This is a genomic window from Cobetia sp. 14N.309.X.WAT.E.A4 (genome assembly GCF_030397495.1).
In the GTDB taxonomy this organism is placed as follows: Bacteria; Pseudomonadota; Gammaproteobacteria; order Pseudomonadales; family Halomonadaceae; genus Cobetia; species Cobetia marina.
The window spans coordinates 331,492-343,071 of record NZ_JAPNXT010000002.1 but is presented as its reverse complement, the minus strand read 5'-3'; the positions used below and the strand labels follow the sequence as shown (position 1 = coordinate 343,071).

Sequence of the window (11,580 nt, the reverse complement as noted above, 5' to 3'; positions counted from 1 at the left end):
AAACGAAAACGCGCACCACCCCGGAGGGTGATGCGCGTTTTCAGGCAGATGAATGCCTGACTGGTCGGGAACAGGCGCCCTGGCGCCGAGTCAGTGCTCTGCTCAGCGAGTGATTTCCATCAGCTCGCGGCCGCGCGGACTGAGCGCCAGCCACAGACCCAGCACCACGCCCATCAGCGACAGCGCCGCCACGTACCAGGTGGGCGACAGCGGCGAGACGGTCATCATCAGCGAGACCAGAATCGGCGTGAAACCACCGAAGATGGCGTAGGCGACATTGTAGGAGAACGACAGCCCGGTGAAGCGCACTGCCGGCGGGAAGCCGCGGATCGCGATGCTCGGCACCGCGCCGACGATGCCGACGCTGAAGCCGGTCAGGCAGTAGAGCGGCACCAGCAGGCTGGGGTCCGAGTGCATGGTGGCCAGGAAGACCCAGTAGGTGATGCCCAGCAGAGCGCTCCACAGCACCAGGGTCACCCCGGCACCGATACGATCGACCATGTAACCGGACACGATGCAGCCGATGCACACCGCCACGATCGCCAGACTGTTGGCGGAGAAGGCGGCGGCACGAGTCAGCCCCTCGAGCTCCGCGATCAGGCTCGGCGTCATCAGGATCACGACCACGATGGCGGCGGTCAGCACCCAGGTGACGGCCATCGCCACGGCAATCGCCGGACGCTGTTCACGCAGGATCATCTTCAATGGCAGCTCGGCGGCCAGCGCCTTCTTCTGCTGCATCTCGGCGAAGACCGGGGTCTCGTGCAACCAGCGACGCAGGTAGACCGAGAACAGCCCGAACACGCCACCGATGATGAATGGAATCCGCCAGGCGAAATCACTCACCTCTTCGGGGGTATAGACACTGTTGATGGCACTGGCCATCAGCGAGCCCAGCAGGATGCCGCCCACCAGCCCCATCGACAGGGTGCCGCAGGCCAGACCATTGTGACGCGGTGCGACGTGTTCGCTGACGAACACCCAGGCCCCCGGCACCTCACCGCCGACTGCCGCACCCTGGAAGATGCGCAGGATGATCAGCAGCAGCGGCGCCCACATGCCGATGACGGCATAGGTCGGCAGCATGCCCATCAGCAGGGTCGGCAACGACATCATGAAGATGGACAGCGTGAACATCTTCTTGCGACCCAGCGTATCGCCGAAGTGGGCCATGATGATGCCGCCCAGCGGGCGCGCCAGATAACCGGCGGCGAAGATACCGAAGGTCTGCACCTGACGTAGCCATTCGGGAATGTCGGGCGGGAAGAACAGCTGACCGACGACGGTGGCGAAGAACACGAAGATGACGAAGTCATAGAACTCGAGGGCGCCGCCGAGTGCGGACAGGCCAAGTACCTTGATGTCACCACGCTTGAGCGAATTTTCGTTGGGCAAATCGTGGGCAGCGGTGGCTGAGCCCGCTGCGGGGACGGAATCGTTCATGGATCTCTGTGTTAGCGGGGGCTGGTGTCCAGCGATGGTCAAGAGTGATTCACGCGTCGCGCATCTTGTTGTCGTGTCGTCTTTCAGCACAAGCCTCGCAGACGCCACGGTCAGGCGTCCTAGCGAGCGCAATGGCGGAAAGCACCGGGGTTGCCCCGGGCGTGGCGATGGTGCGGAATCCTGCCAGCGTACGCTGCATCACTGTATTGCGAAAAACACAATATTGCTCGATGCAGTCATGCGTCTCATGTAACGCACCCAGAGTAGCAAACACGTCCGTGGCTGGGTAGCGCCCGCTCACGGATTACGGGCGGTTTCTGCAGCGAGGGGCACGAAATGTCGCAAGCGCACGAAGAGACATGAAAGCCCGGCCAGGCAGATCAGGCACGAAAGACGCAGACGAAACACCCCGGCGCCTGAACAGGCCGACCGGGGTGATGGGAAGTCGTCGGGAGACACACAGGTGCATTGGCGAGGTGAAAGTGGCGCATCGACGTGAGCGATGCCCTTCTCGGGGCAGCTTCAGCTGCAGTAACCCCAGCCTTCGAGGCGATGACGGATATCCTCGACCCGCTGACGATTCTTGCCGAGGTCGGAATGTCCCATGCGTGACACGCTGCGTACATGACAGACGCCTTCCTGTTCATTGCAGACGATTTCCACGTCATCGACGAAGCCCAGCAGGGGCGTGTGGAATTCCGCATGCAGATAACCGTCATCCGTACTGATGATTTCCGCATGCCCCATGGATTCGATGATGCTGTGCATCTTCTCCATCGCGCTCAGGCAACAGTCCGTCGGCATCGGGAGCGGCGCTACGTAATGCTTGCTGTCGGAGGCCTGGGAGCTGACCCCGTTGGGGGTACTCGGGGCTGGTGCCAGCAGCCCATCATGCAGGCCGAGGTTATCGGGGCGAGGTGAGGCAAAAAGACCGTGGCGCATTGCGATTCCTTCCTGTCATCTCTGGGCATCGGCAACGGCTTCCCATGTTGCCGGCCTGATTGTTGTTCATTGGTCGTCCATCGACTCCTGCTTTTCTGAAGCCACCCTGACGCTGCCATCGCCGGGGCTTGTCGGATTTCGACACAGGCCTCGACTTTCAGCGTAGCGACTTTTGTCGATTTTGCCCGTGAACGGGATTGATCCAGATCAACTGCCTGAAAATGCGCTCCAGATGCACGACACAGGATGCCCTCCCCTTCGCCCAACCAGACGCAATCCGTACACTGAGCACATCCAGACTCGGACGTCAGCTCGACCGGGTTCGTGATTCTCCTTCTGACACCGCAAGGAACGCATCGTGAGCTTCCGCTTTCTGCATACCTCGGACTGGCATCTCGGCCAGAGCTTCCATGGCCAGAGTCGCCATGTCGAACATGCCGCCTTTCTCGACTGGCTGCTGGCACGGCTCAAGTGTCTGACCCCGGACGCCCTGCTGATCGCCGGTGATCTGTTCGATGTAGTCAATCCGAGCCTCGCCGCCCAGGAGCTGCTCTACGACTTCATCGTGCGCGCCCACGAGCAGAACGCGGCGCTTGAGATCGTGATGATCGCCGGCAATCATGACTCCGGCTCACGCATCGAGCTGCCGGCTGCCCTGCTGGCCCGCCTCAAGACCCATGCGTTGGGCCGTGTGCGCTGGGTCGATGATTCTGCCGACAAAGGGGATGCCCACCATCTCGACTGTCAGCATCTGCTGGTGCCATTGCATGATCGCGACGGCAAGCGCCGCGCCCTGTGTCTGGCGGTGCCCTTTCTGCGCCCGGCCGAGGTCACCGGCCTGGGTGCTGGCGAGAATGAGTCGCAGGACGTGAACAAGCCTGAGCGCACCCGCAGCGAGGCCTATCGCGCGGGAGTGGCCCGTGTGCACGAGCAGCTGGTCAGCGCGGCGCGTGCCGCCCGCCAGCCCGGCGAGGCGCTGATCGCCATGGGCCACGCGCACATGCGAGACGGCGAGGTCTCCGAGAACAGCGAGCGTCCGATCCTGATGGGAGGCGAAGAGGCGCTCTCGACCAGCCTGTTCCCCGACGACATCGCCTATGTGGCGCTCGGCCACCTGCATCGTCCGCAACGCGTGGGCGGCCAGGAGCGTATCCGCTATTGCGGCACGCCGCTGGCGATGGACTTCTCCGAGGTCGATTACGGTCACCGCGTGCTGGAGATCACTCTCGAAGACGAGACGCTCGCGGGCGTCGAGGAGCATCGCGTGCCCTGCCATGTCGCGCTCACGCGCATCGGACCGGCACCGCTGACCGAGATCACCGCCCAGCTCACGGCGCTGGTCGCCGAGGCAGACCGTGAACTCGAGCCGGCACGCTGGCCGTGGCTTGAGGTGAGCGTGCAGCTGGAGGCGCCCGTGATCGACCTGCGCGCGCGCATCGAGGCACTGCTGGAAGACGCGCCGCTGCGGCTGATCAAGCTGGTCACCCGCTATCCGGCGCCCAGCGCCGAGAATCGCGCGCCCAAGGGCGTGAAGCTCGATGAACTGGGGCCGATGGGGCTGTTCGAGCGCCACTATCGCGCCACCTATGACAGCGAGCCGGCCCCGTCACTGATCGAGGATTTCGCCCAGCTGCTCGAGGAGGTCGAGATCGCGCGTGAGGCACGCCTGGCAGGGGAACCGAGCAAGGCCACCAAGCCCGGTCGCCAGGACGACAAGACAGCCTCGGCAGACAAGGCCAAGGGAGGTCAGGCATGAAAATTCTCGCCCTGCGCCTCGACAACCTGGCCTCACTGGCCGGCGCGCATGAAGTCGACTTCGAGAAGGCGCCGCTGTCCGATGCGGGCCTGTTCGCCATCACCGGCCCCACCGGGGCCGGCAAGAGCACGCTGCTCGATGCCCTGTGTCTGGCGCTCTACGGCACCACGCCACGCCTGCGCCAAACCCCGAGCGGCGGTCAGCTGGAGGATGTCGGCGAGCATCAGCTGACCCTCAAGGACCCGCGCAGCCTGCTCCGGCGCGGCTGCGGCGAAGGCAAGGCCGAGGTGGACTTCATCGGCCGCGATGGCCTGCGCTATCGCGCCGGCTGGACGGTCAGCCGCGCGCGCGGCAAGCCCGGCGGGCGCCTGCAGAACGCCAAGCAACATCTCCAGCTGCTGCCCACGGCCGATGACACCCAGTCAGCTCAGACCCTCAATACCACCAGCAATGACGCCAAGGCGTTGATCATCGACAGACTGGGACTGAACTTCGAGCAGTTCACCCGCGCCGTGCTGCTGGCCCAGAGCGAGTTCAGCGCCTTCCTGCGCGCCAACGACAACGAGCGCTCGGAGCTGCTGGAGAAACTGACCGACACCGGCCACTACTCCGATATCTCGATCGCCGCCCACGAGCGTGAGCGCAGCGCCCGCGAGGCCGTCAACGAGCTCGAACGCCAGCTGGATGGCCAGCTGCCGGCAAGCCCGGACGAGCGTCAGGCACTCGAGGATGAGGTCCGTCTACGCCAGACGGCCATGACCCGCCTCAGCGAACAGCATGATGCGCTGACGGCCTATCACCAGTGGACCACCACGGCGGGCGAGCTCGAACAGGCCCTGGGTCAGGCGCAGCTTGAACAGAAGGAGGCTCACGCCGCCAGTGCTGCGCTATCCCGTCAGCGCGAGCAACTCAGCGCCCTGGAAGCCCTCGCACCGATTCGCCCTGCCCTGCTGCGCCTCAAGGCGATCTCGCCGCAGCATGCCCAGCTGACCACGCAGCTCACCCGAGTACAGCAACAGCTCGGCACTCTGTCACCACGCACCGAGCAGGCCCGGGCCGACAAGCAGGCCGCCGATGAACGCATGCAGCGCTGCGAGGCCTGGCGTGGCAAGCAACTTCCCAAGCTGGAAGAGGCCCGTCAGGTGGCCTCGCGTCTGGCACAACAGCGCGAGACACATGTCAGCCAGCAGAGTGAGCAGCAACGCCTGCGCGACACGCTCGGCCACCATCAGCAGGAGCTGGAGACACAGGATCGACAGCGCCAGCAGCTGGATCAGCAACTCCAGCAGCTGCAGGCGACGCTAGTCGACGAGTCCGGCCAGCCGCTGAGCGATGCCGAAGACCATCGGGACCAGCTGCAACGTCAGCGCGATGCATTGCTGCAGCTGAAACCTGTGCTCAGCGAGCAGATCAATGGCCTGGCCCGCCGTGATGAGGTCCAGCAGCGCCTTGTCGAGCTGGAGCAGCAGCTGCCTCGGCAGCAACAGGCGTTGCGCGAAGTGGCTGCCCGGCAGGCCCAGGCATTGCAGGCCCGTGATCAGGCGCGCCACGAGGAAGACGCCGAGCGCCGCCAGCAGGAGCAGGAGCGTCTGGCACGCAGCGACAACGTGATGGCGCTGCGCCGTGGGCTGGTCCATGGCGAGGAATGTCCGGTATGTGGCAGCCATGAGCACCCCGCCGCCGCTCAGGCCGCGCCGGCCGAGGCGCTGATCGCTCAGCTGGAACAGCAGGCCCGCGAGCGTCTTGAACAGCGCCGACAGGCCACGGCCACCGCGCAGCACGCCATGGAGGCGGCCAGTCACGAGCACGCACGTCTCGAGCAGCAGCTCGGCTACCTGCAGCAGGAACAGGCGCAGCTGCACACGGAGCGGCAACGTCTGCAGCAGCAGGCGCAGACCTGTCAGTCGAACCTGACCGACATTCTGGCTCGGCATTCGCTGTCAGAGCAGCCGCTGCTTGAGTCCCTGCCCCAGCTGCCTGCCGCACGAGCACTGGAACTGATCGAGCAGCGCCTTGGCGAACTGGACGCCCGTCAGAACGCGCTGGTGACGACGCTGCGTCAGCTGACGCCGCTGCGGGAGCAACGCCAGGCACTGGCGACACGCCACGCCACGCTGACGACGCAATGCCAGCATGGCGAAGCGCAGCTTCAGCAGTGTGAGGCACGCATCGCGGCGCTGGCGAGCGAGATCGAGCAGCTGAGCGGCACGCTTGCCCAGCAGCTGAGCGCAGACCCCAGGCGACAGCATGCCAGCGTGAGCGACTGGTCCGACTGGGTCGAATCGCTGACCACCCGCATGCGCAATGAGCAGGAGGATGCGCGTCAGGCGCTGCAAGAGCTGAGCGACCAGCAACAGCAGCTGACGCAGCAGCAGGCCAACCTGCAGCAACGCCAGACGGAGCTGCAAGAGGAGCAGCGCGCGCTCGACAGTGAACGCGCGCATTGGCAGGCCGAGAACCCTGGCCTGGATGACGCGCGGATCGAGGAGTTGCTGGCCGTCGAGGATCACGACCTGCAGGCACTGCGCCAGCAACTGCGTAGCGCCCACGAGCGAGTCGCACGCGCGGATGCCCTGTGTGAGGAGCGCAATGCGCGTCAGCTCAAACACTGGCAGGCCGCTCGGACCTCCGACTGGCAGGCAGCACTCGAACAGCTGGCAGCGCCCGCCGAGGACACGACTGGAGACGATACGCAGGCAGACGGTACCGCGGGAGACGGTGCATCAGGAGCTGAAGAGCTCGGCGTCATTCGCGGTCAGGTCAAGCAGGCATTGGCATTGCATGCTCGTCTGCAGGCCCGCTTGCAGGAGGCCCCGGAAGAAGGAGCCGCTGGCACACTGACGGATGCGCCGCCAGGGCCCGAGGACGACACCCGCGAGCTTGGCGAGGCGCTGGCCAGTCTGATCACGGCACTCAAGGCACCGCTCAATGCCGTGCGCGAGGCCCATCAGACGGCACAGGCGGCGATACTCAATGATGATCAGCGCCGCAGTGGCAGCGCCGCGCTTGCCGAGCGTCTCGCAGCCGCGCGTGCCGAACATCAGCGCTGGGGGGCGCTGTCGGAGCTGATCGGCAGCGCCAGCGGGGCCAGGTTCCGCACCATCGCCCAAGCCTTCAATCTCGAGCGCCTGATCGAGCATGCCAATCTGCACCTGACCAATCTGGCACGTCGCTACCGTCTGGCCCGCGGCGCCAGCCCGCTGGGGCTGGTGGTGATGGATACCGAGATGGGTGATGAACTGCGCAGCGTTCACTCGCTGTCCGGCGGCGAGACCTTCCTTGTCTCGCTGGCACTGGCGCTGGGCCTGGCGGGCATGGCTTCCGGCGAGCTGCGCATCGAATCGCTGTTCATCGATGAGGGCTTCGGCAGTCTCGACCCGGATTCGCTGGCGCTGGCGATGGAGGCATTGGATGGCCTGCAAGCCAGCGGCCGTCGCGTCGGGGTCATCTCGCATGTGGCCGAGATGCATGAGCGCATTCCGGTGCGTATCGCGGTGCGCCCCTCGGGCAACGGTCAAAGCCGTCTGGAGATCGAAGGCTAAGCGTCGCCAGGCCTCGCAAAGACAGATAACGCAGAGACAGATAACGCGAAGACAGGTAATGCGAAGACAGGTAACGCGACGCTAGGCATCACGGAGCCGCTTGAGACGCCGGCTGGCGAGTTGATCCGCCAGTCGGGTCGGCTCGGGCAGCTTGGTCTTGCCCAGACAGTGCAGGGTCATCGAAAGCGCCGTCTCCAGATTCATGCGCTGGCCCGGCGAGACGAACACCGGCTTGACGTTGAGGCGTGACCGCAGCACGGCGCCCAGCCGGCTGCGCTGTTCGCGTCTGGGCAGCGCGGTGTCCTCGATGATGCCGAGCTCGGCATCCGCCTCGCGTACGCGATCCGTCAACGCGACCCAGTCACCACGCGCATCGCCCGGCTCGCCATGCCTGCCGCACAGACGCTTCTTGGCCACGCCGAAGGACGGCAGGTCACACCACAGGCCAAGATGCGCCGCCACACCCAGGCGGCGCGGATGGGCGATGCCGTGACCGTCCACCATCAGGCATTCGGGCGGCCGCTCGAGTGCCTCAATGGCGGCGATGGCAGCGGGCAGCTCCCGAAACGACAGCAGGCCCGGAATGTAGGGCATGCGGGTCGGCTGACGGATCAGCTGCTGCTCGAGGGGTTCCAGCGTCGCCAGATCCAGCGTCACCACCGCCGCACGTGTCACCTCGCCTGCATCCTCGAAGCCGATATCGACCCCCGTGATGGTCGCCGGCCAGTCCTCGGGGCTTGCTCCCCAGGGCGGCGTCAGCGTCAGTCGCGTCGCCATTTCGCGTTGCTTGGCGACGGCGTCGGCAGGGTCGAGATTCCAATCGTGCAGTGCTGTCGTCCACTCACTCATGCACTTACTCATGCATTCCCTCACGGCGGTTGCGGGTCTCTCCCTCTCAGATGCTATCGATCGCCCTCACCTTCAAGTTGCTTGCCCAGTGAGCGCAGCACCTCCGCCGCCTGGTTGCGGAAGCTGTCCAGCCCGTTGCCGACCTCCCCCATGCCGCGTTCCAGCTGACGCGAGAGCCGATTGGAAAGCGGTTGATCCGCGCGTGCCGCCAGCTGCTCCGGCGTCATGTCGAGCACCAGGCGGTAGCGGATGTCGCCGGGGGCCGTGGCGGCGAGCGGATCACTGACGGCTTCACGAGTGAAGCGCGTGAAGTCGATGCTGGCCGCCTTGTCACCGCCTTCCGGACGGATCAACAGACGATGGATCTGGCCACGCGTATCACTGAGCACATCCTCGACCCGACCCAGCACCTCGCCCTGCGGCGTGACCACCGGTGACAGCCGCAGGGCCTCCAGCGAGACCAGCGGGACGCGAATCTCCGGCGTGGCGCTGCTGGCGGGCGTGCCGGACTCGGCGTGGGCCGCGCTGAGCGACAACCAGGGTGTCGCCAGCAGAGCGCACAGCATCAGCTGGCGGGCGGGCGCGGCCTTCAGGCCACGGTGCAGGGCATCGAGTGAAGAGATCATGTGGGCATCCTCGGGAAATGATGGACGGTGGACGCTCCACCGCTATGCCAGAACAGGATACCAGCCCCTGTGACGCCTTTTGTCCAGGCACAAAAAAACCGGCACCTCGTGAGAGGTACCGGTCTTTTCAGAAGCCGTGGCCAGCACTGTGTTCAGCGCCGGCCAGACTCAGGCCTGATCAGGCGCGACGACGGTCGTCGTTGCCACCTTCACGGCGCTGCGGACGAGCGCCCGCACCGTCTTCTGCCAGTTCCAGCGGACGGCCAGCGACGCGAGCACGCGCCATCTTGGACACGATGCTGGTCGGCAGACCGCTCGGCAGTTCCACGACACTGTGCGTGTTGCGGATGTCGATGCGACCGATGCGCGAACCTTCGATGCCACCTTCGTTGGCGAGAGCGCCAACCAGCTGGCCCGGCTTGACGCCGTCACGATGGCCGACGGCCACACGGTAGAGCTTCATGCCTTCACGTGCGACCGGCGCAGAGCTGCGACGCTCACCACGTTCCGGACGCTCGCCGCGCTCAGGACGCTCGTTGCGACGCGCACCCGGCTTCGGCAGGGACTGGATCGGCGTCTCTTCGGCGCGAGCCATCTTGACGAAGACCGCGGCCAGCTCGACCGGATCATGACCTTCCTCGATCAGGCTCTGCACCAGGGCGCGGTGGCCATTGGAGCTGCTGCCCAGGGCTTCGACGACGCGAGCGCGGAAGGCCGCGTCACGGTGAGCACGGATCTCTTCTTCGCTCGGCAGCTGGCGTTCGGTGATGCGCTGGCCCAGGGCCTGCTCCATCCAGCGAACCTTGCGCATCTCGCGACCGCTAACGAAGGTGATGGCGCGACCTTCACGACCGGCACGACCGGTACGGCCAGTACGGTGCACGAAGGATTCGCTGTCACCCGGCAGGTCGTAGTTGAAGACGTGGGTGATACGCGCCACGTCCAGACCACGAGCGGCGACGTCGGTCGCGACCAGCACGTCGACCTTGCCACGCTTCAGACGCGTCACGGTACGCTCACGCAGGGACTGGTCCAGATCACCGGACAGTGCCGCAGCGGAGATACCGCGAGCCATCAGCTGCTCGACGACGGTGGTACAGGCGGCACGAGTCCGCACGAAGACGATGGCGGCATCGACGGTCTCGACTTCCAGCAGGCGAGACAGCGCTTCCAGCTTGGCGCCGCCTTCGACACGCACCATCATCTGCTCGATGGTGGAAGCGGTCTTGGATTCGGACTTGATGGCCACCTTGATCGGGTCAACCAGGTAACGGTTGACGATACGCTCGATCTCGGTCGGAAGCGTCGCGGAGAAGAACACGCGCTGTGCTTCCTTCGGGGTATCGGCGACGACGCGCTTGACGTCATCGATGAAGCCCATGCGCAGCATCTCGTCGGCTTCGTCCAGCACCAGGGCGGACAGGCCGTCGAGCTTCAGGCTCTTGCGATCCAGGTGGTCGATGACACGACCCGGAGTACCGACGACGATCTGGGCGCCGCTCTTCAGGCTGCGCATCTGCTCGCGGTAGTCCTGACCACCACACAGGGTGGCAACTTCCAGGCCACGCATGAACTGGCCGTAACGAGTGAAGTTGACAGCGACCTGCTGAGCCAGCTCACGGGTCGGAGCCAGCACGAGAACCTGCGGCTCGCGGCGGTCGAGGTCCAGACGGGTCAGCAGCGGCAGAGCGAAGGCCGCAGTCTTGCCGGTACCGGTCTGGGCCTGACCGATCATGTCACGGCCATCGAGCAGGCTCGGGATGGTCTGGGCCTGGATGGGGGACGGTGTTTCGTAGCCCAGCTTCTCGAGAGAGGTCAGGACGGCAGGCAGCAGGGCAAGATCGCTGAAGCGATCGACGACGGAAGTCGTGGTCATGTATATCTCACACCTAAATGGCTACAAGTGAAGCTTGTAGCTGAAGAATGGGTCGGCTTGAACCGACACGAAGCGTAAGGGCTCCGTCTGGCGATGCCGTCAGGCACGAGGCGCTGGCATCATCAGAAAAAACGTACGAGTGCTTGGACGTCTTGGCATGGACGGGCCCGGGTTGCTCTGATGGCAGACGCATTTCCGCTATCAGGCACAACGCTGCGGCGACCGTACAGCAACCAGAGGCTCTCCACTTGAGAGTCTCGGGGCGCTCCATCATGCACACTGTGGACTGGGACGGGTCTTGCGTCGCGGCGGCCGGACATCGAAGGATCGAGGGGTCACGGAGGGCTCGGGGCAAGCTACGCCACTCGGTCCGGGAGGCGCGAAATTACCGTCTGAAGGCCTGTCAAGAAAGGCGATCACCGGCTTCGGCTACTCAGGATGGTGGGTCACTACATGCGAGGAGCTGGCATTCTAGCAGTCCCTCGCGCATTCTGCATCCTTTCTTTTGACCTTGGTCGCAGGCCAGGTGTCTGTCGGCGCAGGCCA

Annotated in this window: 7 protein-coding genes; 2 read left to right on the top strand and 5 right to left on the bottom strand. The window is 65.1% G+C overall.

Translation table 11 applies throughout. The features are described from left to right. Positions 1-102 precede the first annotated feature (102 nt). Positions 103-1,443, bottom strand: coding sequence for an MFS transporter (locus OW493_RS04805; protein WP_271302409.1), 1,341 nt, complete (start codon positions 1,441-1,443; stop codon positions 103-105). Positions 1,444-1,965: 522 nt separating this feature from the next. Next, complete coding sequence (locus OW493_RS04800) at positions 1,966-2,385, bottom strand: DUF1499 domain-containing protein (RefSeq protein ID WP_077379176.1); 420 nt, start codon at positions 2,383-2,385, stop codon at positions 1,966-1,968. A gap of 358 nt (positions 2,386-2,743) precedes the next feature. On the opposite strand from OW493_RS04800, the gene OW493_RS04795 reads away from it, so the two are divergent. Together OW493_RS04795 and OW493_RS04790 are read left to right on the top strand one after the other, a co-directional pair. Further along, complete coding sequence (locus tag OW493_RS04795; RefSeq protein WP_289863396.1) at positions 2,744-4,141, top strand: exonuclease SbcCD subunit D C-terminal domain-containing protein; 1,398 nt, start codon at positions 2,744-2,746, stop codon at positions 4,139-4,141. Next, the gene (locus tag OW493_RS04790) at positions 4,138-7,683 is read left to right on the top strand and encodes an AAA family ATPase (protein ID WP_289863395.1); all 3,546 of its coding nucleotides are present in this window, start codon (positions 4,138-4,140) and stop codon (positions 7,681-7,683) included. Before OW493_RS04795 ends, OW493_RS04790 begins: the two co-directional genes overlap by 4 nt. Before the next feature lie 81 nt (positions 7,684-7,764). On the opposite strand, the gene OW493_RS04785 is transcribed toward OW493_RS04790, so the two are convergent. The 3 genes from OW493_RS04785 to OW493_RS04775 form a co-directional block, all read right to left on the bottom strand. Next, a complete protein-coding gene (locus OW493_RS04785; RefSeq protein WP_289863394.1) occupies positions 7,765-8,532 on the bottom strand; it encodes an endonuclease V in 768 nt (255 codons plus the stop codon). 53 nt (positions 8,533-8,585) lie between these two features. Next, complete coding sequence (locus tag OW493_RS04780) at positions 8,586-9,158, bottom strand: PRC-barrel domain-containing protein (RefSeq protein ID WP_289863393.1); 573 nt, start codon at positions 9,156-9,158, stop codon at positions 8,586-8,588. Between the two features lie 178 nt (positions 9,159-9,336). After that, positions 9,337-11,034, bottom strand: a complete 1,698-nt coding sequence (locus tag OW493_RS04775) for a DEAD/DEAH box helicase (RefSeq protein WP_065392493.1) — start codon at positions 11,032-11,034, stop codon at positions 9,337-9,339. Between the last annotated feature and the right edge of the window lie 546 nt (positions 11,035-11,580).